This window comes from Lutibacter sp. Hel_I_33_5, assembly GCF_007827455.1.
GTDB lineage: Bacteria > Bacteroidota > Bacteroidia > Flavobacteriales > Flavobacteriaceae > Polaribacter.
The window spans coordinates 697,688-723,457 of sequence record NZ_VISM01000001.1 but is presented as its reverse complement, the minus strand read 5'-3'; the positions used below and the strand labels follow the sequence as shown (position 1 = coordinate 723,457).

General features: G+C 29.3%; 28 protein-coding genes and 1 other RNA gene. 17 read left to right on the top strand and 12 right to left on the bottom strand.

Going from position 1 to position 25,770, the window contains the following annotated elements; translation table 11 throughout:
* Window positions 1–54: 54 nt before the first annotated feature.
* From OD91_RS03155 to ruvX, 6 genes are all read right to left on the bottom strand, one after another.
* A complete protein-coding gene (locus OD91_RS03155) occupies window positions 55–783 on the bottom strand; it encodes an SDR family NAD(P)-dependent oxidoreductase (protein WP_144894946.1) in 729 nt (242 codons plus the stop codon).
* Window positions 776–1,867, bottom strand: a complete 1,092-nt coding sequence (locus OD91_RS03150; protein ID WP_144894945.1) for a glycosyltransferase family 4 protein — start codon at window positions 1,865–1,867, stop codon at window positions 776–778. The genes OD91_RS03155 and OD91_RS03150 overlap by 8 nt, the downstream gene beginning before the upstream one ends.
* A complete protein-coding gene (gene mazG / locus OD91_RS03145) occupies window positions 1,867–2,646 on the bottom strand; it encodes a nucleoside triphosphate pyrophosphohydrolase (protein WP_144894944.1) in 780 nt (259 codons plus the stop codon). Before mazG ends, OD91_RS03150 begins: the two co-directional genes overlap by 1 nt.
* A gap of 2 nt (window positions 2,647–2,648) precedes the next feature.
* Window positions 2,649–3,080: a DUF5606 domain-containing protein gene (locus tag OD91_RS03140; protein WP_144894943.1), complete on the bottom strand. Its 432-nt coding sequence runs from the start codon at window positions 3,078–3,080 to the stop codon at window positions 2,649–2,651.
* Entirely contained in the window at window positions 3,080–3,667 is a 588-nt protein-coding gene (gene def / locus OD91_RS03135; protein WP_144894942.1) for a peptide deformylase, read from the bottom strand. Before def ends, OD91_RS03140 begins: the two co-directional genes overlap by 1 nt.
* Before the next feature lie 71 nt (window positions 3,668–3,738).
* Window positions 3,739–4,149, bottom strand: coding sequence for a Holliday junction resolvase RuvX (gene ruvX / locus OD91_RS03130; protein WP_144896919.1), 411 nt, complete (start codon window positions 4,147–4,149; stop codon window positions 3,739–3,741).
* Window positions 4,150–4,267: 118 nt separating this feature from the next.
* On the opposite strand from ruvX, the gene OD91_RS03125 reads away from it, so the two are divergent.
* The 4 genes from OD91_RS03125 to OD91_RS03110 are packed head-to-tail and all read left to right on the top strand — an operon-like array spanning window position 4,268 to window position 7,826.
* Complete coding sequence (locus OD91_RS03125) at window positions 4,268–5,083, top strand: 2,3,4,5-tetrahydropyridine-2,6-dicarboxylate N-succinyltransferase (protein ID WP_144894941.1); 816 nt, start codon at window positions 4,268–4,270, stop codon at window positions 5,081–5,083.
* Window positions 5,084–5,097: 14 nt separating this feature from the next.
* The gene (locus tag OD91_RS03120; protein ID WP_144894940.1) at window positions 5,098–5,850 is read left to right on the top strand and encodes a glycosyltransferase family 2 protein; all 753 of its coding nucleotides are present in this window, start codon (window positions 5,098–5,100) and stop codon (window positions 5,848–5,850) included.
* On the top strand, window positions 5,847–6,401 hold the full coding sequence (locus OD91_RS03115; RefSeq protein WP_144894939.1) for an L-threonylcarbamoyladenylate synthase: 555 nt from the start codon (window positions 5,847–5,849) through the stop codon (window positions 6,399–6,401). Before OD91_RS03120 ends, OD91_RS03115 begins: the two co-directional genes overlap by 4 nt.
* Before the next feature lie 3 nt (window positions 6,402–6,404).
* Window positions 6,405–7,826, top strand: a complete 1,422-nt coding sequence (locus OD91_RS03110; RefSeq protein ID WP_144894938.1) for a CCA tRNA nucleotidyltransferase — start codon at window positions 6,405–6,407, stop codon at window positions 7,824–7,826.
* On the opposite strand, the gene OD91_RS03105 is transcribed toward OD91_RS03110, so the two are convergent.
* The 5 genes from OD91_RS03105 to OD91_RS03085 form a co-directional block, all read right to left on the bottom strand.
* Window positions 7,818–8,822, bottom strand: coding sequence for a glycosyltransferase family 4 protein (locus tag OD91_RS03105; protein WP_144894937.1), 1,005 nt, complete (start codon window positions 8,820–8,822; stop codon window positions 7,818–7,820). The two genes, OD91_RS03110 and OD91_RS03105, sit on opposite strands and share 9 nt — an antisense overlap.
* On the bottom strand, window positions 8,822–10,648 hold the full coding sequence (locus tag OD91_RS03100) for an ABC transporter ATP-binding protein (RefSeq protein ID WP_144894936.1): 1,827 nt from the start codon (window positions 10,646–10,648) through the stop codon (window positions 8,822–8,824). The genes OD91_RS03105 and OD91_RS03100 overlap by 1 nt, the downstream gene beginning before the upstream one ends.
* Window positions 10,649–12,361, bottom strand: coding sequence for a phospho-sugar mutase (locus OD91_RS03095; RefSeq protein WP_144894935.1), 1,713 nt, complete (start codon window positions 12,359–12,361; stop codon window positions 10,649–10,651). It abuts the gene before it with no gap.
* Window positions 12,362–12,395: 34 nt separating this feature from the next.
* A complete protein-coding gene (locus tag OD91_RS03090) occupies window positions 12,396–13,352 on the bottom strand; it encodes a glycosyltransferase family 2 protein (RefSeq protein ID WP_144894934.1) in 957 nt (318 codons plus the stop codon).
* A 78-nt stretch (window positions 13,353–13,430) separates the two neighbouring features.
* On the bottom strand, window positions 13,431–13,952 hold the full coding sequence (locus tag OD91_RS03085; protein WP_144894933.1) for a DUF4199 domain-containing protein: 522 nt from the start codon (window positions 13,950–13,952) through the stop codon (window positions 13,431–13,433).
* Between the two features lie 162 nt (window positions 13,953–14,114).
* Here OD91_RS03085 and ffs point away from each other — a divergent pair.
* From ffs to OD91_RS03060, 5 genes are all read left to right on the top strand, one after another.
* Window positions 14,115–14,213, top strand: an RNA gene (ffs, locus tag OD91_RS03080) — signal recognition particle sRNA small type.
* Window positions 14,214–14,298: 85 nt separating this feature from the next.
* Window positions 14,299–15,102 (top strand): SDR family oxidoreductase, encoded by an 804-nt coding sequence (locus OD91_RS03075; protein ID WP_144894932.1) that lies wholly within the window; start codon window positions 14,299–14,301, stop codon window positions 15,100–15,102.
* Window positions 15,103–15,192: 90 nt separating this feature from the next.
* On the top strand, window positions 15,193–15,846 hold the full coding sequence (gene fsa / locus OD91_RS03070) for a fructose-6-phosphate aldolase (RefSeq protein ID WP_144894931.1): 654 nt from the start codon (window positions 15,193–15,195) through the stop codon (window positions 15,844–15,846).
* A 119-nt stretch (window positions 15,847–15,965) separates the two neighbouring features.
* Window positions 15,966–17,630, top strand: coding sequence for a 2-succinyl-5-enolpyruvyl-6-hydroxy-3-cyclohexene-1-carboxylic-acid synthase (gene menD, locus OD91_RS03065; RefSeq protein ID WP_144894930.1), 1,665 nt, complete (start codon window positions 15,966–15,968; stop codon window positions 17,628–17,630).
* Complete coding sequence (locus OD91_RS03060; protein WP_144894929.1) at window positions 17,630–18,040, top strand: DNA-binding protein; 411 nt, start codon at window positions 17,630–17,632, stop codon at window positions 18,038–18,040. The genes menD and OD91_RS03060 overlap by 1 nt, the downstream gene beginning before the upstream one ends.
* Here the strand turns inward: OD91_RS03060 and OD91_RS03055 are convergent.
* A complete protein-coding gene (locus tag OD91_RS03055; protein ID WP_144894928.1) occupies window positions 18,037–19,200 on the bottom strand; it encodes an alpha/beta hydrolase-fold protein in 1,164 nt (387 codons plus the stop codon). The genes OD91_RS03060 and OD91_RS03055 overlap by 4 nt on opposite strands.
* Window positions 19,201–19,277: 77 nt before the next feature.
* Between OD91_RS03055 and OD91_RS03050 the strand changes: the two genes are divergently transcribed.
* The 8 genes from OD91_RS03050 to OD91_RS03015 all read left to right on the top strand — a co-directional run bounded on the left by OD91_RS03050 (window position 19,278) and on the right by OD91_RS03015 (window position 25,728).
* Window positions 19,278–20,117: a 1,4-dihydroxy-2-naphthoyl-CoA synthase gene (locus OD91_RS03050; RefSeq protein ID WP_144894927.1), complete on the top strand. Its 840-nt coding sequence runs from the start codon at window positions 19,278–19,280 to the stop codon at window positions 20,115–20,117.
* Window positions 20,118–20,186: 69 nt separating this feature from the next.
* The gene (locus tag OD91_RS03045) at window positions 20,187–20,795 is read left to right on the top strand and encodes a fumarylacetoacetate hydrolase family protein (RefSeq protein WP_144894926.1); all 609 of its coding nucleotides are present in this window, start codon (window positions 20,187–20,189) and stop codon (window positions 20,793–20,795) included.
* Entirely contained in the window at window positions 20,795–22,042 is a 1,248-nt protein-coding gene (locus OD91_RS03040) for a competence/damage-inducible protein A (protein WP_144894925.1), read from the top strand. The genes OD91_RS03045 and OD91_RS03040 overlap by 1 nt, the downstream gene beginning before the upstream one ends.
* Before the next feature lie 78 nt (window positions 22,043–22,120).
* On the top strand, window positions 22,121–22,360 hold the full coding sequence (rpmB, locus tag OD91_RS03035) for a 50S ribosomal protein L28 (RefSeq protein WP_144894924.1): 240 nt from the start codon (window positions 22,121–22,123) through the stop codon (window positions 22,358–22,360).
* 21 nt (window positions 22,361–22,381) lie between these two features.
* Window positions 22,382–22,564 (top strand): 50S ribosomal protein L33, encoded by a 183-nt coding sequence (rpmG, locus tag OD91_RS03030; RefSeq protein ID WP_144894923.1) that lies wholly within the window; start codon window positions 22,382–22,384, stop codon window positions 22,562–22,564.
* Between the two features lie 8 nt (window positions 22,565–22,572).
* Window positions 22,573–22,725: a DUF4295 domain-containing protein gene (locus OD91_RS03025; RefSeq protein WP_144894922.1), complete on the top strand. Its 153-nt coding sequence runs from the start codon at window positions 22,573–22,575 to the stop codon at window positions 22,723–22,725.
* Window positions 22,726–22,879: 154 nt separating this feature from the next.
* Window positions 22,880–23,833, top strand: a complete 954-nt coding sequence (ftsY, locus tag OD91_RS03020; protein WP_144894921.1) for a signal recognition particle-docking protein FtsY — start codon at window positions 22,880–22,882, stop codon at window positions 23,831–23,833.
* A 59-nt stretch (window positions 23,834–23,892) separates the two neighbouring features.
* Window positions 23,893–25,728, top strand: coding sequence for a potassium channel family protein (locus tag OD91_RS03015; protein ID WP_144894920.1), 1,836 nt, complete (start codon window positions 23,893–23,895; stop codon window positions 25,726–25,728).
* Window positions 25,729–25,770: the final 42 nt, after the last annotated feature.

Genomic DNA, 25,770 nt, shown 5'->3' with positions numbered 1-25,770 from the left:
GCAATTTATTAATTTTTATTAAATTATATCAAAATAAACTGTATTTTGATTTGATTAGAAATTTCTTATATCAATAATATCGCCATTTTCAAGTAAATCTTCATTGTCGATTTTAAATATTTGATTGGCAACAAATTCAGAAGTATATAACTCATTATTTGTTTTTAATTCTTTAAAACGATCAACGTTTTTAAAGTCATTTTCTGAAGTATTTCTAATTTGAGTTTGCATATTGGTATCTACAACACCTGGGTAAATAGCCATACATTTTATCCCGTTTTTTAGCTCAGACTGTTCTAGAGCTATGGTTTTTGTCATCATATCTATAGCAGCTTTTGAAGTGCAATAAATAGACCAACCTTGGTATGCGCTTCTAGCTGCACCAGAAGAAATAGAAATGATTTGTTTTTTACAAGCTAAACTCTTTGTGTGTTTAATAAATAAACTAGATAGTATAAGTGGAGTAGTGGTATTTAGTTGAATTGTCTTTGCAATATCTTCACTTTCTATATTTTCTAAAGAAGAAACTGTACCTAATCTCCCAGCGTTATTTATTAAGGTAATCGATGAAATTTGCATTTTTTTAAATTCATCAAAAAGCATTAAAAAACTATTTTCTGTTTCTTTTAAATTTGATAAATCGACAGAAATTTGAGTTGTATTTTCTAGGTTAACAATACTTCTAGCTAATGAATATACGTTGTAATTTTCTTGGGCATATTTTTCAACTAAAGCTTTTCCAATTCCTTTACTTCCACCGGTAATAATGATAATATCAGTCATTCTTGGCTAAAAGTTTTTTATATAAAGACAAGGTATCGTTTATAGTATTGTTAATGTGATAAACAGAATTAATTCTTTCTTTTGCCTTTTTACCCATTTCTTTTCTATTACTTTTATTATCTGAAAGATAAGAAATAGCTTTTGCAATTTTCTGTGGATTTTTTACTGGTACAATAATTCCACTTTCTTTATCAATTAATTCAGTACAACCACCAGCATCAGTCATAACAATAGGTTTTGCAACAGACATTGCTTCAGAAATTGCTCTTCCAAACCCTTCACTTAATGATGTTTGCACGTAGATATCGGTACTTTTTAACAGAGATATCACATCAGATCGTACACCAAGAATATGAATTTTATTTGCAATTGGACTTTTTTTCGCGATTGAAATTAGATCGTTGGCATCTGTGTTTTTACCAATTAACAAATAATGTATTTCTTTTTTGCTTGATAAATGATAAGACGATTGTAAGAAATATTTAGTGCCTTTTACTTTTCTGTGATTTCCAATAAAGCAAGCAACAGTTGCACTTTTTGGGATTCCTAAATTTTCTAAATTAAAAGGCTTATGCTCTGGAAACCAATCGGAATTATATCCTTTGTAAATTAATATTGGCTTGTGTTTATGTTTTGGAAGTAATTGTTTTTTTACATGATTAAATACAAACTTACTATTGCAGATAATTGCATCTACTCTTGGATGTAAATACGTTAAATATGAAGTTGGGTCATACCAATGCAAACTAATAGAACCAAAATAGGTAATTACTTTTATTGGGAGTTTCTTTAAAGCTGGTAATCCACTTCTGCTAGCTTTTCCATCAATAAAATGAACTATGTCGATATGTTGTTCAATAACAACTTTCTTAAATGATTTTGTGTAATTTTTGTCAATTTTCTTTATAGGGTAAAGTGAAATATAATTAAGGTCTAATTTTTTAACTTCGGTTAAAACTTCATCAGAAAATTCCCCCATTAATAAAATAGAAACACCTTTTTTTTTGAGCCCTAAAACTAACTCAATTTGTGCTTGCTGTGTAGCATAGGTTTCATTGGCTCTAATTACAACTAGAACTTTCATCAGTTAAAGTATTGCTTAGATTCATTCCAAAAAACATCCATTTCTGTCAATGTCATGTCAGAAAGCTGTTTCCCTTCTTTTTTGGCTGCTTTTTCTAAATATTGAAATCTATTGATGAATTTTTTGTTGGTTTTTTCAAGAGCGTTTTCTGGATTAACATCAATAAAACGTGCATAATTTATCATAGAAAAAAGTACATCGCCAAATTCTTTTTCTATATTTTCTTTAGCTCCTTTTTTAATTTCTTCGTTTAGTTCATCTAATTCTTCTTGAACTTTCTCCCAAACTTGATGAGGTTCTTCCCAATCATATCCAACTCCAGAAACTTTATCTTGAATTCTATTCGCTTTTACAAGAGCAGGTAAACTTTTTGGAACACCTTCTAGAACAGATTCTTTTCCTTCTTTAAGTTTAAGTTGTTCCCAGTTTTGTTTAACCTCCTCTTCATTTTTTACTTCAACATCACCATAAATATGGGGATGTCTATCAATTAATTTATCAGAAATTGCATTGGCAACATCTCCAATATCAAATGCTTTTTTTTCTGAACCAATTTTAGCGTAAAAAACAATATGTAGCAGTAAATCACCCAATTCTTTTTTAATTTCGGGTAAATCATTTTCTAAAATAGCATCTGCTAATTCGTAGGTTTCCTCAATGGTTAAATGGCGTAAACTTTCTATGGTTTGTTTTTTATCCCAAGGACACTTCTCTCGAAGTTCATCCATAATATCTAACAAACGATTAAAAGCTGAAAGTTGTTCTTTACGCGAATTCAAATTTAAGAATTGGTTTCTTCAGTTTCTTCTTCTACAGATTCAACTTCTATTGAAGAGAAATCAAATTTAGCATCAACTAAAATATTATACCATTGTAACACTTTTTTAATGTTAGAAGTATATACGCGTTCATCATCATATTCTGGTAAAATTTCTGCAAAATAAGAAGTTAGTTTGTTACCACTTTCTTTATGCGAAATACATTGTTTTCCTTCTTCTTTATCAGAAATAATTTTAAAAATTTGCCCCAAAGGAACCTCTTCTTCTAGCGTATAAATAGCAATGTTTTCTAATAAGCTAATGTTTTGTGTTGCATTTATTGGAAATCTTTTGTCTTCTTTTAAAGATTTTACAATTACACCAGATTTGGTTTGCGATAAGATTTCAAATAAACCAGGTTTACCTGTTACCGCAATAATTTTACTAAACTCCATTATTTTCTTTTTAATTTAGGGAAACGCATTCTATAATCTGCATTTATTTTTCCCTTACTTATGTTTTCTAATTTCTTTTTTAATAATCTCTTTTTAAGTGATGAAAGCTTGTCGGTAAACAATATTCCTTCAATATGATCATACTCATGTTGAAAAACTCTTGCGGCTAAACCACTTAACGTTAATGTATGTTTTTTAAACTCTTCATCTTGATATTCTAAGGTAACGTTATTTTGTCTAAAAACATCTTCTCTAATATCAGGAATACTTAAACAACCTTCGCTAAAAGCCCATTCATCACCTTCCTCTTCAATTATTTTTGGATTGATAAAAACCTTGTTAAAATCTTTTAAGGTAGCTCGTTCTTCTTCATCTAAATCTTCATCATCTGCAAAAGGAGAGGCGTCAATAATAAATAATCGGATTGCTTTTCCTATTTGAGGTGCAGCTAAACCAACACCAGAAGCTTTATACATGGTTTCTTTCATGTTTGCAATAAGCTTCTTTAATTCTGGATAATCAGCATTAATTTCTTTTCCTACTTTGCGTAATATAGGATCGCCATAAGCTACAATGGGTAATATCATTTATTTAATTTTAAATAACGCTTGCAAAAGTACAATTTAGAATTACGAATCACCAATTTTAAATCAGCATTTTATTGGTGATATAAATAAGACTGTAAGATAATAGTAGCGCTAATTTCATCGACCAAAGCTTTGTTTCTTCGCTGTTTCTTTTTTAGTCCACTATCTATCATTGTTTGAAAAGCCATTTTAGAAGTAAATCGCTCATCTATTCTTTTTACTGGTATACTCGTAATTTCTTTCTCTAATTTTTGAAGAAAAGGAATAATAAAAGCTTCACTTTCGCTATCAGAATTGTTAAGTTGTTTTGGTTTGCCAACTAAAAATAAATCAACTTTTTCTTTAGATATATAGTTTTTTAAAAAAGGTATTATATCTTTTGTGTCTACAGTCGTTAATCCTGAAGCAATAATTTGAAGTTCATCAGTTACTGCTATTCCTGTTCTTTTTTGTCCAAAATCGATGGCTAAAATTCTACCCAATACTCTTAGTTTTACTGCAAAAATACGCATTTTAAACAGGAAATAAATATCTGTTTAAAAAATGTATCTTCGTGTTAATTTTTAACAATAGATTTATCTTTGTAGAAAATAATTAAACATGACTGAATTACAACAAATTATAGAAAATGCTTGGGATAATAGGGAACTATTACAAGAAAATGAAACCATAAATGCTATTAGAAAAGTAATTGATTTATTGGATGCTGGAGAATTACGTGTTGCTGAACCAATTGAAGGAGGCTGGCAAGTTAATGAATGGGTTAAAAAAGGAGTTGTTTTGTACTTCCCAATTCAGAAAATGGAAACATTAGAAGCAGGTATTTTTGAATATCATGATAAAATTCCATTAAAAAGAAATTATAAAGAAAGAGGAATTAGAGTTGTGCCAAATGCAGTAGCAAGACATGGAGCCTATATTTCTTCTGGAACCATATTAATGCCAAGTTATGTAAATATTGGTGCTTATGTAGATGAAGGAACTATGGTTGATACATGGGCTACAGTAGGTTCTTGTGCGCAGATTGGGAAAAATGTACATCTATCGGGTGGAGTAGGAATTGGTGGTGTTTTAGAACCTTTACAAGCTGCTCCAGTAATTATTGAAGATGGTGCCTTTTTAGGATCTAGAAGTATAGTTGTAGAAGGAGTTAGAGTAGAAAAAGAAGCTGTTCTAGGGGCAAATGTTGTCCTGACAATGAGTACAAAAATTATTGATGTTACGGGAGATGAACCGATAGAAATGAAAGGAAGAGTTCCTGCACGTTCAGTTGTTATTCCAGGTAGTTATACCAAGAAGTTTCCTGCTGGAGAATTTCAAGTTCCATGTGCATTAATCATTGGTAAACGTAAAGAAAGTACTGATAAAAAAACATCATTAAACGACGCATTAAGAGAACATAATGTAGCTGTTTAATTATAAAAATTGCTATGACAAAAATTACTGCAATCATACCAACGCTTAATGAGCAGATTCATATTGAAGAAGCTATAGGGTCTGTTGATTTTGCTGATGAAATTATTATAATAGATTCTTTTAGTTCTGATAAAACAATTGAGCTTGCTAAAAAACATGATGTAAAAATTATTCAGAGACAGTTTGATGATTTTTCTTCGCAAAAGAATTTTGCAATTGAAAAAGCGAGTAATTCTTGGATTTATATTTTAGACGCAGACGAACGTGTCACTGAAGAACTTAAAAATGAAATATTAAAGACCGTTAAAGACCCAAAAGATAAAGTTGGATTTCACATTAGAAGATCCTTCTTTTTTGGTGCTAAAAATTTACATTATGGCGGTTGGCAAAGAGATAAGGTAATTCGATTATTCTTAAAAGAATATTGTCAATATAATGGTAATTTGGTTCATGAAGTTATTGAGTCTACTGGTGAATTAGGGTTTCTAAAGAATAAAATAAATCATTATTCATATAGAAACTACAATCAGTATATTGGTAAAATGAATCATTATTCTGAGTTAAAAGCGCAACAACTTTTTCAAAAAAATAAAAATGTAAATGTCTATCATTTTCTAATTAAGCCGTTAGTTAGGTTTTTTATTCATTATGTAATCAGATTAGGTTTTTTAGATGGTTATGCAGGTTTAATTTATGCAAGAACTCAGGCATATGCAGTATTTTCTAGATATGTAAAACTTTGGCATCTAAAAAATAATGGATTTTGATACCTGAAATTATTGCTGCTTTAGATTCATTACAAAAAGGAAAAACTATTTTATACCCAACGGATACTGTTTGGGGTATAGGTTGTGATGTAACAAATTATAAATCAGTTGATAAAATTTATAAAATTAAGAAAAGGGTAACATCTAAAAGCTTAATTGTTTTAGTAAGCTCATTGTATATGCTAAAAAAGTATGTCTCTGTTCCTAAAAAAGCAATTGAACTATTAAAAAATAGCGAAAAACCGACAACGATTATTTATAACAACCCAAAAGGATTTGCAAATAATACCATTGCAGAAGATAATACAATTGCTATACGAATTGTACAAGATGAGTTTTGTAGAAAATTGATTAAACGATTTGGAAAACCTATCGTTTCTACATCTGCAAATATTTCAGAAAATCCTACACCAAAATCATTTTCAGAAATAGACAATGCTATTTTGGATAGAGTAGATTATATAGTAAATTTGCATCAAAATAAAGTGAATTCAAAATCATCAACTATATTAAAAATTGATGGGAATGATATTCAGGTTTTAAGACCCTAATACATGCAAAATCAGTTTTTAAAAGAAGCTATTTCATCAGAAATATTTAATATTATATCACAGGCATCTTCAAATTTAAATATTGATTCTTATGTAATTGGTGGTTTTGTACGTGATTTTATCTTACAAAGAGGTACTGCAAAAGATATAGACGTTGTTGCAATTGGTAGCGGAATTGAATTAGCACAAGAAGTTGCTAATTTATTACCGAACAAGCCAAAAGTGATGGTTTTTAAAACCTATGGAACGGCAATGTTACGATATCAAGATGTAGAAATTGAGTTTGTTGGTGCTCGAAAAGAATCGTATTCGGAAGAAAGTAGAAATCCAGAAGTTTCCGCAGGAACTTTACAAGACGACCAAAACAGAAGAGATTTTACAATTAATGCATTAGCGCTTAGTTTAAATGCAAGTAATTTTGGTGAATTATTAGACCCGTTTGGAGGAATTAATGATTTAGAAAATAAAACCATAAGAACACCATTAGATCCAGATATTACCTATTCTGATGATCCACTAAGAATGATGAGAGCCATTCGTTTTGCAACCCAATTAAATTTTGAAATTGAGGATTCGTCTTTAACTGCAATAACCAAGAATTCTGAAAGACTAAAAATAATTACAAGAGAACGAATAAATGATGAATTGAATAAAATTCTTTCTTCTCCAAAACCTTCTATTGGTTTTTTATTATTAGAGAAAACGAAGTTGTTAGTCCAGATTTTACCAGAATTAATTGATTTAAAAGGAGTAGAAGAGGTAGAAGGACAGAAACATAAAGATAATTTTTATCATACCTTAGAAGTAGTTGATAATATTGCTGAAAACACAAACAATGTTTGGTTACGATGGGCAGCTTTATTACATGATATTGGAAAAGCACCTACCAAAAAATTTAGTAAAAAAGTTGGCTGGACATTTCATGCACATGAATTTGTTGGTTCTAAAATGGTGTATAAATTATTTAAACGTTTACGATTACCATTAAATAATAAGATGAAGTTTGTTCAGAAAATGGTATTGTTAAGTTCAAGGCCTATTGTGTTAGCAACAGAAGTTACCGATTCTGCTGTACGTCGTTTAATTTTTGATGCAGGTGAAGATATTGATTCTTTAATGACCCTTTGTGAAGCAGATATTACTACGAAAAACCCTAAGAAATTTAGAAGGTATCATCAAAATTTTGAATTAGTACGTTCTAAAATTAAAGAAGTAGAAGAACGTGATAGAGTTCGTAATTTTCAACCGCCAATTACAGGTGAAGAAATTATGAAAACCTTTAACTTAAAGCCTTGTAGAGAGATAGGTCAGATAAAAGAAGCAATTAAGGAGGCTATTTTAGAAGGTGAAATACCTAATGAACATAAGGCTTCTCTTGATTTCATGATTAAAAAAGGAAAGTCTTTAGGGTTAACTTTAGCTTAAAAAGAGTGTATCAATTTTCTTAGCACATTTCTCCCAAGAATATTCAAGAACAGTTTCTCTAACATTAAACTTTATATTGTCTGCTTCTTTAATTAAAGGAATTACTTCTTTATAAGTAATGTCTAAATCAATTAAAAAGCCATTTTTTCCGTGCTCAATAATATCTGGACAAAAACCTGTTTTTGTTGCAATAGGAAAACAATTTGAAAGCATTGCTTCTAAAATTGGTACTGGTCCACCTTCTAAAAAAGATGCAGAAATAAATGTATCTATCTTAGTATATAGGTCTGGAAATTTATGATAGTCTTCATTATTATAATAAGTAAAGTTTTTCAGCTTACTTAACTCTTCAAAACGCTCAAAATTCTCCCAACCTTTTCCAAGAATGTAAAAATGTTTCTCTGGCATGTTATTAATAATATCAAAAATAAGTTGAGCATTTTTTCTTGGTCCATATGCAGAACAAAATCCAACAGCACCACTTTTTCTTTCATGGTGATAGAAAAATTCTGGGTTTGAAGCAATATGAATTAATTCTAATTTTTCTTCTTTAACACCAATTTCTATTAACTCTTTTTTTACGGTTGAGTTTAAACATATAATTTTATATGCTAAATTTAAACACCAAGAAACATGAGTTTTAGAAAATGAGTTTGTCCAATTTGGGTGCGTAAACATAATAATGTTTCGCTTATTTAGAATCTGTGGGTTATGACGAATTGCTCTGTAAAAATATTGATGAAAAACAAAAAAATATCCATCAGTTACAGGTAAATCTCTTAATCTATCATGAAAATAAACATCTGCATTTAAGTTTGAGCTTCTTGATAATTTATTCACTTTAGCACCAAAAATCCAATCTTTATCTGCTTCTCTTGCAACATAAGTTATTGAATCAACTTTTTTGGATCTATTTTTTAAAGATTTAGATTTTAAAATTGCAAGTAGATATTTCCACTTATAAAAAAGAATAAAAATTATTTTTTCTTTAAACATTAGCTAAGTGTTTGCATAGAAACTAGCTTGAAATATTCTCCTTTTTTAGCTAATAATTCTTCATGTTTACCTTGTTCAACAATTTCTCCTTTTCTTAAAACTACAATGTTATCTGCGTTTTGGATGGTAGATAATCGATGTGCTATAACTATAGATGTTCGGTTTTTCATCATTTTCTCCAAAGCAAGCTGCACTAATTGTTCAGATTCTGTATCCAATGCTGAGGTTGCTTCGTCCAAAATCATAATTGGTGGGTTCTTTAAAACAGCTCTTGCGATTGATAAGCGTTGTTTCTGCCCGCCAGAAAGTTTGTTTCCACTATCACCAATATTAGTGTTATATTTTTTTGGTAAATTTTTTATAAATTCATGTGCATTAGAAATTTTTGAAGCTTTTATAACTTCTTCTTCAGTTGCATCTTGTTTACCTAATTTTATGTTTTCCGAAACAGTATCATTAAATAATATTGAATCCTGAGTTACAATACCCATTAAATCTAATAGAGACTTTTTAGTAATATTTTTAATGTTTGTTGAATCTATCTCTATACTACCTTCATTAACATCATAAAAACGAGTAATTAAGTTTGCTAAAGTAGATTTTCCACTTCCAGATTGACCAACTAGTGCTACTGATTTCCCTTTAGGTACTTTTAAATAAAAATTCTTTAAAACATAATCATCTTCATATTTAAAAGAGATGTTTTTAAATTCAATCTCAGAATTAAAATTATTTTTATCTATCGCGTCTGCACTTTCTTTTAATTCATCTTCAGTTTCTAAAATTTCTAATATCCTTTCTGCTGCAGCATTTCCTTTTTTAATAATAAAACTTGCTTTAGAAATAGATTTGGCAGGAGTTATTAAATTATATGCAAGTCCTAGGTAACCAATAAATTCATCACCATCTAAAACTTTATCAATTAAAACAAGAGAACCTCCATACCATAAAAGAACAGCAAAGACCATTATTCCTAAAACTTCACTCACTGGAGCTGATAATTGTGTTTTGTTAAGTAATTTATTTGAAAGTTTTTCAAATGTATCAGTAGATTTATTAAATTTATTTAGGAAAACATTTTCTGCATTAAATCCTTTTATCACTCTTAAACCTGATAATGTTTCTTCTAAAAGTGATAAAAAAGTACCTTGCTCATTCTGAACTTTATCAGATGTCTTTTTTAAATTTTTACCAATTATATTAATAATAAACCCGGCTACAGGAACAAAAAGAAATACAAATAAAGTAAGCTTAATACTAAAAGAAAACATAATGATAATTGTTACAATTATCATTAATGGGTCTCTAAAAATTAATTCTAAAATTGATAAGAAAGAATAATGAACTTCAATTACATCTGGGCCAATTCTAGCCATGGTATCTCCTTTTCTTTTTTCAGAAAAATAAGATAGTGGTAAGGAAACTGTTTTTTTGTACAAATCATTTCTTATATCTTTTAAAACACCATTTTTAAGAAATGTAATAGAATAAAATCCTAAATAACTAAAAAGATTTTTCAATAAAAAAATAATAACTATTAGTGCAATAACAATTAGAAGAATTTTTTCTTGATCATCACCAACTTTAGTAGCTACATAATAACTAAAATAATCATTAAAGTAAGAAACAGCTTTTGTAAAACCTTCATATACAGGTTTGTTAGTGATATGGTTTTGTTCAGAGCCAAAAATGACTTTAAATAGTGGCATTAATACCACAAATGAAAGTGCTGAGAAAAGAGCGTACAAAATATTAAAAAAAATATTTAAGAAGGCAAACCTTTTATAAGGTATAGCATAATACAATATTTTTTTAAAATAAGTCAATTATAGGTTTAATTCGTTAATAATTCTTTGGATTTTAGTATCTAATTGATCTTCAATTTTATCAGCATTCTTTACTGAATCTAAAGAAGTGTTTACACTAAAATAGAATTTGATTTTAGGTTCTGTCCCACTTGGTCTTACAGCAATTCTTGTACCTTTTTCGGTATGGTAAATTAACACATTTGATTTTGGTAAATCAATGCAGTTTTCTTCTCCTGTAATTAAGTTTTTCTGAATAGAGGATTGATAATCATTTACATATACAACCCTTTCACCATCAATTTTTTGTAAAGGTTCTTCACGAAAATCGCTTAGCATTTTTTGAATCTGAACTGCTCCATCCATTCCTTTTTTAACAATTGAAATTAAATGTTCTTTGTAATAGTTGTGTTTTGTGTAAATGTTTAATAGTTCATTATAAAAAGAACTACCGTTTTGTTTTGCTAAAGCAGCCACTTCACAAGCTAACAAAGTAGCGGTAACAGCATCTTTATCTCTTACAAAATCGCCAATCATATAGCCAAAACTTTCTTCTCCACCACCAATAAAATCCATGGTGTCATGATCGCGTATCATTTTTGCAATCCATTTAAAACCTGTTAAGCTAACTTTGGTCGATACATTATATTCTGCTGCAACTTTATTTACAAGTTCTGTTGAAACAATCGTAGATCCTATGAATTGATTACCGTTTAGTTTTCCTTCTTTATTCCATTTTTGAAGTAAAAAATCTGTCATTACAACCATAGATTGATTACCATTCATTAACTTCATGTTTCCTTTATCATCTCTAATGGCAACTCCTAATCTATCACAATCAGGATCTGTTCCAATAACAATATCTGCTCCAATTTTATCAGCTAAATCAGTTGCCATTTTTAAAGCAGCTGGTTCTTCTGGATTTGGCGATTTTACCGTTGGGAAATCTCCATTAGGTTCTCGTTGCTCTTCAACAATATGAACATCAGTATAGCCAGCTTCTCTTAAGGTATCTGGTACAGACATGATGGAAGTTCCATGTAGTGAAGTGAAAACGATTTTTAAATCTTTTCGACTTTTTAATTCAGGTAATTTTCCGTTTTCAACAGCACCTTTTACAAAAACATCATCAACTTCTTTTCCGATGACTTCAATTAAATGTTCGTTTGCTTTAAAATTGATTTCAGAAAAATCTAACGCATTTACTTCTGCAATGATTCCTCCGTCCTGTGGCGGAACTATTTGTCCACCATCAGACCAATAGACTTTATATCCATTGTATTCTGGCGGATTATGTGAAGCCGTTAATACAATACCAGCATCACAATCTAAATGTCTTACAGCAAATGATAGTTCTGGTGTTGAACGTAAATCATCAAACAAAAAAACTTTTATATTATTTGCTGATAAAACATCAGCAACAATTTTAGAAAACTCTTTACTATTATGTCTACAATCAAAAGCAATTGCTACTTTTAATTGACTTTTAGTCACATTTTTATTTAAGTAATTTGCTAATCCTTGTGTAGCTTTACCTAATGTATATTTGTTAACTCTATTAGTTCCTGCACCCATTACACCTCGCATTCCACCAGTTCCAAATGCTAAATCTTTGTAAAATCGATCAGTTAAGTCGTCAGAATTATCATTAATTAACTGCTGAATTTCGTTCTGTGTTTCTGTATCAAAAGTATCAGATAGCCAACTTTTGGCTTTGTCTAAAATTGTATCCATTAAATTTTATTAAAATAAAGTGCAAATATAAAGCTTAGAAATTGACTTTTTCCTTTATTGAATAGTGTTTTTCATTATTGTTTGACTTTATTACGAGTTCGCCAATAAAACCAGCTAAAAATAATAAAGTTCCTAAAATCATTGAGGTTAGTGCAATATAAAACCATGGATTGTCAGTCACTAAAATGGTTTTCATTCCGTTATAAAGTTTATATAATTTAATAACGCCAACATAAAAAGCTAAGGTAGTACCAAATAAAAACATTAAGGTTCCCCAAAGTCCAAAAAAGTGCATTGGACGTTTACCAAATTTTGATAAAAATGATATAGTGATTAAGTCTAAAAATCCGTTAATAAATCTATTCATACCAAATTTTGTTTCTCCGTATTTTCTAGCTTGATGTTTTACTACTTTTTCTCCAATTTTAGTATAACCTTCATTTTTTGCTAAAACTGGAATATATCTATGCATTTCTCCACTAACTTTTACAGTTTTTATAACTTCATTTTTATACGCTTTTAATCCACAATTAAAATCGTGTAATTTTAAACCAGAAGTTTTTCTTGCAGCTGCATTAAATAGTTTTGAAGGAATGTTTTTGGTAATTACATTATCATACCGTTTCTTTTTCCAACCAGAAATTAAATCGAAATCATCTTTAACAATTAAATCATATAGTTCTGGGATTTCTTCTGGATTGTCTTGTAAATCAGCATCCATAGTGATTACAACTTCACCTTTTGCTACTCCAAAACCAGCATCTAAAGCTTGAGATTTACCAAAGTTTTTTTGAAAGCGAATTCCTTTTACTTCTTTATTTTCTTTAGATAACTTTTCTATAACATTCCAGGAAGTGTCTGTGCTACCGTCATCAATAAAAATGATTTCATATAAATAACGATTGGATTGCATAACTTTTGCAATCCAATCGTGTAATTCTTGTAGAGATTCTTCTTCGTTAAGAAGTGGTATTACTACCGATATATCCATATTTATGAGTTGAAAGTTGTAAAGTTATAAAGTTTTTTTAAAACATTACTTTATTAGTTACTAACTTTTATATGACTCTTAATATTGTTCTTCCTCATTTTTTTTCATAATTGCACTCGTTATTGCAGAAACAACGAAGCCAAAAAATAAACTCATAATTGCAATTCCTCCAAACATAGAAAGGTTAAAATATTTGTTTGTCATTTCTTTTGACATTTCAATTTGATCATCTGAATATCCAGCATCAATCCATTTTTGCTCTGAAGCTTCAATTACTTGAGCTTTAAAATCAGGTTCGATGAAATTTGTAAAAAGTAACAAGTAAAGAATTGTAATAATCATACTTATAAAAATTATCCCCATACCTATTTTAACGCCTTGACCCCAAGTCATAAAACCATTATTATTTGTTTTGAATTTTTTATACGCTAATACAATAAATATAATTGAAACAATAACACTTAGAATGCCTGAAATAGAATCATTTTCTAAATAATTTCCACCCATTGCATATTTTATTAAACTAGGCAATAAACCAATTACTCCTAAAATTAATCCATAATTAATGATAATATTTTTTGTGCTTGCTTGATTTTCCATTGTGTTTAAAATTTTTAGTTAGTGATACAAATATATTGAAATGTTTTTTGGTATTCTTTTTATACTTCAAAACAATAGATTAGTATTCAATCTATTAAATATGTTACAAAAATTTAGATAAATTTTTAATTGCAAGATTAAAAAAAGGATGTAAATTTGCAGCGGCAAGTCCTACACAACTAGCTCCCTTTGAATCCCCCAGGGCGGGAACGCAGCAAGGGTATTAGGTTGTAGCAGTGTGATGTAGATAGCTTGCCATTTTTTGTGCTCTGAAGTTTCGTTCAGAATCTCGCTAATTCTAATTTTTGTAATATTGAGTTTTCAATCTTTAAATATTGAATAGATTATGTCTAAAGTAGTTTTAATAACTGGTGCATCATCTGGAATAGGTAAATCTATTGCTGTTTATTTAGCAAATAAAGGATTCACTGTTTACGGAACGAGTAGAAATCCAAAGAAAACCGGAAATTTATCTTTTCAATTAATCGCTTTAGATGTTTTAAAACCTGAAACTATAAAATCTGCTATCGATTTTATTATTGATAAAGAAAGGCGATTAGATGTGTTGGTAAATAATGCAGGTATGGGAATTACAGGCCCAATTGAAGATACTCCATCAGATGAAATGAGAAGTGTTTTCAATACCAATTTTTTTGGAGCTATTGATGTAATGAAATCAGTTTTACCGCAAATGAGAGCACAAAAATCAGGGTTAATTATTAACGTTACTTCTATTGCTGGTTATATGGGATTACCTTTTAGAGGAATTTATTCTGCTTCAAAAGGCGCTCTAGAATTAGTTACTGAAGCTACAAGAATGGAGGTTGCCGAATTCGGAATAAAAGTAACCAATATTGCTCCAGGTGATTTTGCTACAAATATTGCCGCAGGTAGATTTCATACACCTGTTTTTGAAAAATCTGCTTACCGAGAAAAATATCAAGAAAATTTAGATTTAATGGATAGTCATGTTGATAGTGGGATGGATCCAATAGAAATGGCAAAAAAAGCACATCAAATTATTAATACCCAAAATCCAAAGATTCATTATAAAGTGGGTGATTTTATGCAGAAATTCTCTATTGTCTTAAAAAGAATCTTACCAGATAAACTTTATGAGACATTATTAATGAATCATTACAAGTTGTAATAATTGTTGATAAATACTAATACCTTCTTAACAATTTATTTTATGCAACGTTTTAATCATTTTATATTTGCATAACAAAAACAAAATCACATGAAATTTTTTATAGATACAGCTAATTTAGAGCAAATTAAAGACGCGCAAGCATTAGGTATTTTAGATGGTGTTACTACAAATCCATCTCTAATGGCTAAAGAAGGAATTACTGGGCATGATAATATTATCAATCATTATAAAACAATTTGTGACATTGTTGAAGGTGATGTTTCTGCGGAAGTAATTTCTACAGATTTTGATGGTATGGTAAGAGAAGGAGAAGCATTAGCTGCTTTAAATCCTCAAATTGTGGTGAAATTACCGATGATAAAAGATGGGATTAAAGCATGTAAATATTTTTCTGATAAAGGAATTAAAACAAATGTTACGTTAGTATTTTCTGCTGGTCAAGCTTTATTGGCAGCAAAAGCAGGAGCAACCTATGTATCACCATTTATTGGACGTTTAGATGATATTTCTACAGATGGATTAAACTTGATCGCAGAAATCCGTCAGATTTATGATAATTACGGATTTGAAACAGAAATTTTAGCAGCATCAGTACGTCACACTATGCATATTATTGATTGTGCTAAGTTAGGCTCTGATGTGATGACTGGTCCTTTAAGTGCTATCGAAGGATTATTAAAACATCCACTTACAGATATTGGTTTGGCTAAGTTTTTAGCAGATTATAAAAAAGGAAACTAGCCAACATTGTTGGTTTTTATATAATAAATCAGAACGTAGAAAAGTTTTTTTTACTTTCTGATTTTTTTATGCTCAATAACTTTTGACTTTGTAACTTTGCTACTTTGTAACTTAGATTAATGTACCCAAAAAAAGAACTTGCTCAACTTGTTATTTCAGCTTGTCATCAATTTAATATTGATACAGTTGTAATTTCTCCAGGTTCTAGAAACGCCCCATTAACAGTTGGGTTTCATAATCATCCAGAATTTAAAACATATAGTATTGTTGATGAGCGTTGTGCAGCGTTTTTCGGGTTAGGAATTGCACAGCAGAACCAAAAACCTGTAGCTATAGTTTGTACATCAGGTTCTGCTTTATTGAATTATTATCCTGCAATTACCGAAGCTTTTTACAGTAAAATTCCGTTAGTTATTATTTCTGCTGATAGACCTAAACATTTGATTGATATTGGTGACGGACAAACTATTAGGCAGGAAAATGTATTTAGAAATCATATTCTGTTTTCTGCTAATTTGATAGATGAAAAAAATGAAAAAGAACGGAATTGTAATTTATTAAGTGAAGGGTTACAAACATCAATTTCTAGAAAAGGCCCAGTTCATATTAATATTCCTTTTGACGAACCATTGTATGAAACTACTTCTGATTTTATCGATTTTGAGTTTCTAGGATTAAAAATTATTTCGAGCGCAGTCGAAAGGTCTCAAATTAATTATACTAATTTTTCAGAAATTTGGAATGCATCAACAAAAAAAATGATTTTAGTTGGTGTACATTTTCCTGATGAAGAATTACAGCAAGTTTTAAATTATTTCTCTGAGGATGATTCAGTTTTAATCTTCACAGAAACGACTTCGAATTTACATCATAAGAATTTTATAAATTCGATAGATCAATTAATTTTTTCTTTAGAAGATGTAGAGTTTGAAAAGCTACAGCCAGAAGTGTTAATCACTTTTGGAGGCATGATAATTTCTAAAAAAATAAAACAATTTTTAAGAAAATATCAACCTAATCATCATTGGCATATAGATGAATTAAAATCAATGAATACCTATCACTGTTTGTCTGAATTTATTAAAGAACAGCCATCTGATTTTTTAAAAAAAATAAAAGGTGATTCTTTAGTAATTAAAAGTGATTATCAGCCACATTGGTTATCAAAAAAGAAAGAAAAATTAAAGAAACATGATGAGTTTTTATCAAAAACTGAACATTCTGATTTAAAAGTTTTTGAACAAGTTTTAGAAAGTATTCCTAATCAAAATCAATTACAGATTAGTAATAGTTCAATGATTAGATATGCACAGTTATTTGCAATTAATAAATCATTAAATGTTTTTTGTAATAGAGGTACTAGCGGAATTGACGGTAGTACCAGTACAGCAATTGGTGCCGCAATTTCTCGAAAAGAACAAACTGTTTTTATAACTGGTGACTTGAGTTTTTTCTATGATAGTAATGCTCTTTGGAATAAACACATTCCTTCAAATTTTAGAATTATATTGATTAATAATTCGGGTGGTGGAATTTTTAAAATTATTCCTGGCCCTGCATCAACAAATGCTACAGAATTATTTGAAACTCCACACTGTTTAACAGCAGAACATTTATGTAAAATGTATGGATTTGAATATCAAATAGCATCATCAACAAAAACAGTAAAAAATCAATTAATAGATTTTTATAAAGCATCAGAAAAACCAAAATTATTAGAAGTTTTTACGCCAAGTGATAAAAACGACGTAATTTTAAAACAATATTTTACATATTTAAAATAATGGATTTAGAGATAGGAGATAAGGTAGATTTAGTAATTGTAACTCAAACTGCTTTGGGATACACGGTAATGATAAATCAAGAGTTTGAAGGGCTATTATTTAATAGTGATGTTTTTAAACCATTAGAAGAAAATTTAGAAATTAAAGGATATATAAAAAATATTCGTGAAGATGGAAAAATTGATGTTTCGCTTCGCCCACAAGGATTTAGAAGTGTAATTGATTTGGATGTAGAAAAGATTTTAGAGAAACTAGAAAAAGATAAGTTTCTATTATTAACAGATAAAAGTTCTCCAGAAAGTATACGATTTCACTTACAAATGAGTAAAAAAGCTTTTAAAAAAGCTGTAGGTAACTTGTATAGAAGAAAGAAAATTAAAATTCTTGAAGATAGAATTGAGTTAGTTTAACGCTGATTTACAACTCGCTGAACATTTTCGTAAAAACTATCTGCATTTGGATCTGCTGGATCCATTTTTCCATAACCAACTCTGTAATGGAATAATGCTTTTTTAAATTGCTTACTTTCTTCGTAAAATCGACCTAAATAGTAATCACCCATTGGAGAAGTTGGATATAATTTTAAAATCATATTCCCGAAATCTTTTAAATGTCTTCCTTCTTCTTTGTCAATAATTATTCCTTCAATAGCAAAAATATCTTGTTCTCTAATTCCTAAATTACTGCCAAATAAAAAATCGATATCTAAATATTTGCTTTCTAAATAAGTAATAGCATCAATGGGAGATAGATCTTTTATTTTTTTATCAAACTCATCTTTTGTTATTCCTGCATAAATTTCAAAAAACTTACTAAATGCTCTCGGAATTGCTTCTCCTATACTAGAAACAGCAGAAGGGCTTTTAGAGAAATCGTCATATAAAACATTAAAGTTTTTAATGTCTATAGATTTTAAATACGTAGCTAAATTATTTGCAGCTGTACTGTATTCGGGTTTCATAAATGGATTGCTATTTGTATAAAAATAAAACGTGTTATCCATAGGTTGATAACGACTTAATGAATAGCTTTCTATTTGTGTATTGATATCTTTAGAAAATTTTGGATTTAAAGCTAAGTAGGCATTAAAAATAGGTGTTTCTTCCTTTAAAAAGTAAGTAATAAGGTTTGCAGAAATTCCCTCACCAACAATAGAAATAAAAGGAGATGTTCTATAATTAGCTTCTACATACGGAAGTAATTCATCTCTTAAAAAAAGTAAAAACTTCTTACTTTCTATAGTAAGTTTACTATTCTCTTTTATATAACCTGCATCTCTATATTTAGTGTTTTGCATGTCAATTCCAACTACAATCTGTTCTGGAGCACTATCGGTAGCAGCAAAAAAGTTAGCATTACCTATATATAAATCCATCAATTTTTCACCATCTAGAACAATTGCCAATGGAAAGTTTGCAATTGAGTCTTTTTCGTAGCCTTTTGGTAAATAGATTTTTACATTTCTAAAGTTTTGTAACTCGTCAGATTCATATCTTTTCTCTATTGTTTTCTGGCTATGCGCCAAAACTCCAAAAAGGATACATAATATAATAAGAGATTTCTTTATCATAAATTCTAATATATAGTTATTTTTGCTACAAGATGATTAATAGCATTCTAAAAAACTAACGTCTAAATTACAAAAATATGATACAACCTGAATGGAAAACTGCTAAAGTTTATGAAGATATTACTTATAAAAAGAGTAATGGTGTCGCAAGAATTGCATTTAATAGGCCCAATGTTAGAAATGCTTTTAGACCAAAAACTACATCTGAGTTATATGATGCTTTTTATGATGCTGGTGAAGATGTAAATATTGGCGTCGTTTTATTATCTGCAGAAGGACCAAGTACAAAAGATGGTGTGTATTCTTTTTGTTCTGGTGGTGATCAAAAAGCAAGAGGGCATCAAGGGTATGTTGGAGATGACGGTTATCATAGACTTAATATATTAGAAGTACAGCGCTTAATTCGATTTATGCCAAAAGCAGTTATTTGCGTAGTTCCAGGTTGGGCAGTAGGTGGTGGACATAGTTTACATGTTGTTTGCGATTTAACTTTAGCCTCTAAAGAACATGCAATTTTTAAACAAACGGATGCAGATGTAACTTCTTTTGATGGGGGTTATGGTTCTGCTTACTTAGCAAAAATGGTAGGTCAGAAAAAAGCAAGAGAGATTTTCTTTTTAGGGCGTAATTATTCAGCACAAGAAGCTTATGAAATGGGAATGGTAAATGCTGTAATTCCACATGATGAATTAGAAGATACAGCTTATGAATGGGCACAGGAGATTTTAGCTAAAAGTCCTACTTCTATAAAAATGTTAAAATTCGCTATGAATTTAACAGATGATGGTATGGTTGGTCAACAGGTTTTTGCAGGTGAAGCTACTCGTTTAGCGTATATGACTGATGAAGCTAAAGAAGGAAGGGATGCTTTTCTTGAAAAAAGAAAGCCTAATTTCCCTAAAAAGTGGATACCATAAATATTATAAAATTGAATAATTAAAAGAAATGTTATTCAATGTTTTAATCTTTCAATTTTTAAATAAAGTATGAAAATAATTTGTATAGGGCGCAATTACGCTAAACATATTGAGGAATTAGCAAATGAAAGACCAGAGAATCCTGTTGTTTTTTTGAAGCCAGATTCTGCTATTTTACCAAGAAAAAATCCTTTTTTCATTCCGCCTTTTTCTAATGATGTTCATTATGAAGTTGAGGTTTTGGTGAAAATAAATAAAGTGGGTAAACATATTTCTGAAAAATTTGCTCATAAATATTATGATGAAATTGGTTTAGGAATCGATTTTACAGCAAGAGATGTACAAGCAAAATGTAAAGAAAAAGGCTTGCCTTGGGAAAAAGCAAAAGCTTTTGATGGAAGTGCTGTTATTGGAGAGTTTTATCCAAAAGAAAACTTTGATTTAGAGAATTTACAATTTCAATTATTAAAGAATAATGAGGTTGTTCAAGATGGAAATACCAAGGCGATGCTTTGGAAAACAGACGAACTAATTGCTTATGTTTCTCAATATTTCACATTAAAAAAAGGAGATGTTATTTTTACAGGAACTCCGGCAGGGGTTGGTAAAGTTGTTGAAAATGATCAATTAAAAGGTGTCATTGAAAGTAAAGAAGCTTTTAATATTAGAATAAAATAATGAAAGCAGAAATAATAACTATCGGAGACGAAATACTTATCGGTCAGATTGTGGATACAAATTCGCAATGGATTGGTCAAGAATTAAATAAAATTGGTGTTTCTGTATATCAAATATCATCAATACAAGATGATGAACAACATATTTTAAATGCTTTAAAGGAAGCTGAAAGTAGAGTGGATATTGTAATTCTTACAGGTGGTTTAGGTCCCACAAAAGATGATATCACAAAAAAAACAATTGCAACATATTTTAATGATGAACTTATTATAAATAATGAAGTTGTAACTCATATTAAAGCATTGTTTGCTAAATTTAATTTTAATTTTAGTGAATTAAATAGATTGCAAGGGTTGATGCCAACAAAAGCTATCTATTTAAAAAATAATTTAGGAACTGCACCAGGAATGTGGTTTTTTGAAAACAACACAGTTTTTGTTTCCTTGCCTGGTGTTCCTAATGAAATGAAAGGCTTAATGACAGCTAAAGTCTTACCAAAAATTCAACAACAATTTAAGTTGCCATTTATCATTCACAAAACTGTGATGACTTATGGGCAAGGAGAAAGTACGATTGCTGAAAGAATAGAAGATTTTGAAAACTCTTTACCAGATTTTATCAAGTTAGCCTATTTGCCTAATTTCAGTAAAGTCAGATTGAGATTATCAGCCAGAGGTGATAATAAAGAATTATTAGAAGTTACTTTACAAGAAAAAATAGCTGAATTATATCAACTAATACCTGATGTAATCACAGGAATTGACCAAGACGGAACCTTACAAAATAATGTAGGTGTCTTATTAAAAAAGCATAACAAAACACTCTGTACGGCAGAAAGTTTAACGGGTGGTAAAATTGCAGCGACAATTGTTTCAGTTACTGGTTCTTCTTCTTATTATAAAGGTAGTTTTGTAACCTATACATCTGAATTAAAAAATCACTTATTAGATGTTCCGTTTAATGTTATTGAAAAACATTCTGTTGTTAGTAAAGAAGTAGCCATTTTAATGGCAGAAAATGCAAGAAAAAAGTTGAATACAGATTATGCAATTGCTGTTACCGGAAATGCTGGGCCAACTCAAGATGATAATAATAAGGAAATAGGAACGGTTTTTATTGCTTTAGCTACAACAGAAAATGTTCATATTGAGGAGTTTAATTTTGGTAAACCACGCGAGAAGGTAATTGAAAAAACAGTAGATAAATCGCTAGAAATTCTACAAAAAGAAATTCTAAAAAAATACTAAAAATTGTTTTGTTCAATATAGTAATTATTTGTAGATTTGCACCTCGTTTAGAGATAACACCTAAAAACTGTCAAGAAGATGTCTAGAGTTTGTGAATTAACAGGAAAAAAAGCAATGGTTGGAAACAATGTTTCTCACGCCATGAATAGAACGAAGAGAAAATTTAACGCGAATCTTATGACGAAGCGTTTTTATATTCCAGAAGAAGATAAATGGATTACTTTAAAAGTATCTGCTTCTGCATTAAAAAATATCAACAGAAAAGGAATTTCTGCGGTTATTAAGGACGCAAGAGCTAATGGCTTTTTAACTAAATAATCATAGTAAAATTTTAGCAAGATGGCAAAAAAAGGAAACAGAGTTCAGGTAATTTTAGAATGTACAGAGCATAAAGCTTCTGGACAACCTGGAACATCTAGATACATTACAACAAAAAATAAAAAGAACACTCCAGATAGAGTTGAGATTAAGAAATTTAATCCAATTTTAAAGAAAATGACTGTTCATAAAGAGATTAAATAATTTAGGAGATGGCAAAGAAATCAGTAGCATCGTTACAAACAGGAGCAAAGAGATTAACGAAAGCAATCAAAATGGTAAAGTCTGAAAAATCAGGTGCTTACACATTTGTTGAAGCTATCATGGATCCTTCAAACGTAAATGACTTTTTAGCTAAAAAGTAATTATCGTTATAAAATATTGTAAAGCTACTTTCCAAAAGAGAGTAGCTTTTTTTGTGCTTTTAAATATGTATTTTTGAAAGCTTTAATAATGACAATTTGACCCAAATTATAACTTGGTACAGTTTTTATAGGTAAATAACTAGAATTATAAGTTATGAGTTTTTTTAAAAAAATATTTTCAAAAGAAAAAAAAGAAACCTTAGATAAAGGTTTAGAAAAATCTAAATCTAGTTTTTTCGGTAAGCTAACTAAAGCAGTTGCCGGAAAATCTAAAGTAGATGACGATGTTTTAGATAATTTAGAAGAGATTTTAGTAGCTTCTGATGTTGGAGTAGATACTACACTTAAAATTATTGATAGAATTGAAGCTAGAGTAGCTAAAGATAAATATGTTGGTACGGATGAATTAAACCAAATTCTTAGAGAAGAAATTGCAGGCTTATTATCTGAAACGAATGTTGGTAACGAGTCTGAATTTACAATTCCTGCTGATAAAAAACCATATGTTTTAATGGTTGTTGGTGTTAATGGAGTTGGAAAAACAACTACGATTGGAAAATTAGCATCACAATTTAAAAAACAAGGATTAAAAGTCGTTTTAGGAGCAGCAGATACTTTTAGAGCAGCTGCGATTGACCAATTACAAGTATGGGCAGACAGAACCGATGTGTCAATAGTACGCCAAGAAATGGGTTCTGATCCTGCTTCTGTGGCTTTTGATACCTTAAAATCTGCGGTTACACAATATGCAGATGTGGTAATTATAGATACTGCTGGTAGATTGCATAATAAAGTTAATTTAATGAATGAATTAACTAAGATTAAACGTGTTATGCAAAAAGTTATTGAAGATGCTCCACATGATGTTTTATTAGTTTTAGACGGTTCTACAGGACAGAATGCATTTGAACAAGCAAAACAATTTACAAAAGCTACAGAAGTAACTTCTTTAGCGGTTACAAAATTAGACGGAACTGCAAAAGGTGGCGTTGTTATTGGTATTTCAGATCAATTTCAAATCCCTGTTAAATATATTGGAGTAGGAGAAGGGGTAGATGATTTACAAGTATTTAACAAGCACGAATTTGTAGATTCTTTTTTTAAGTAGAAAAACTATTATTCTTTTAAAAACTTAAAAGAGTATATTTGGGTATTAAATCCTTATTAATGCCCCAGTCATATAAGTATCTTAATTTTTTATACATATTTTTATATGTAAACCTATTATTTGCACAAAAACCTGCTAACGAACTTCGTAAGATTTCGCATACGCAATTTGTTAAAGCGTTGACATCTACTAAAGATTCCGTATTTGTTTTAAAAGACGCATTTATTGTTTTTGACTCAAAAATTGATTCTAATTTTTACTACAAGTCAATTGATAATTCTTTTATTTTTCCAACTACAGATAGTTTAATTATTGATGTACAAGTTGAATTAGAAAATGTACATTTTGAACATAGATATGAAGATTCTGGCGCTGCATTGCATCATATACGTTTTAAAAAACCTGTTGCTATAGAGAATTCCACATCTCTTGTGTTCAGTAATTGTGTTTTTGAAAACGGTTTGTATATGGATGTAAATATCCCTTTAAACAATTATATAGACTATTTTGAAAAAGTTGCAGAAAATTATGGTAATGATATCAGTATTAATCAATCAGAAATAAAAGGTGAATCTATTATAGATATTGGAACCATAGAAACTTTTAATGCAATATTTGTTACAGTAAGTAATTCAATTATTTATAAAAAACCAGACTTAGAAAATTCATTTTATGCTAATAATTTAAGGTCATTTGAGTTTTTCAATAACAAAATTATTGGAAAAGGTGCAATACATTTATTTATAGATACTACAAGAGAAACTCTGTTAACCTATAACGATTTTGGAGAAGCATCAGTTTTATTAAGTCAGGCAGGTATTTCATCTGCAAGTTTAAATGTAATATCAGATAATATTTATAGAAAACCAATAATTCTTGGAGTCGAAAATTTTAGCAAAACTGATATTTATAGATGGAATGAATGGGAAGATAAAGTAGTTTCTCTTCATGGTTATTTAGAGTATTTAGAGAAATTATATAAAAAAAGTGCATTAAATTCTGCTTCTATGGAATCTATGTTTAATAATGACTCTATATTAAACACGTATGCTTCTCAATATAAGTTTCAAATAGAAAACTCTTATAAATTTGAGAAACGATTATTAGGGTCTTTTTATGATAGCTATAAATCGCAATATGATACTGATTTTGCTAATAAAGTTTATATCACTTTAAAAGATTTAGAAACTCAACGGTATCAATATTTAAACAAAATAGAACCTTCTTTTAAGACCTATTTTACTTGGAAAATCAATCAATTATTAAAAGTATTGTCAGCTTATGGTACTTCTCCTTCTAGAACGATCATTATCTCTATTTATGTGATATTTATTTTTGCTTTTATTTATCTGTTTTTTCCGAATTCTTGGGATACAATTAATAGGAATAGATTAATGAAACGTCTTCGTTTTTATACACGCTATTTTAGAAATAAGGAAAGTATGAAGGAAATTTATCAAGAAGATATGAAGCAAGATTTAATGTCATTTGAAGAATTTAAAGTCTATATGAATAAAAGCCAGAAAGAAACTCCAAGTTATTTTTTATGGTTAGCAAAACCAATCTATTATTTTTCATCTACCAATTATAAAATTATTAGTAAATTATTTGATAAGACTGATGTTTTAAAAGGAAAGTGGGTTGATTTGCCAAAATCTAAAAAAATAGCTACTAGTGTTTTTATGGGTTTATGGATATTTATGTTGCTTTGTTTCGACGTTATTATTAAGTTTATTAATGCACTCACATTATCTATAAACACTTTTACTACTTTAGGTTTTGGAGAAATACCAACCAAAGGATTTCCTAGATACTTGTCCATTATTCAAGGTTTTATTGGTTGGTTTATGCTAAGTATTTTTAGTATTTCTTTAATTTCACAAATACTGAATTAAAAAATAAGCTAAGAAAACAACTAAATCTTGAGTCTTTACATA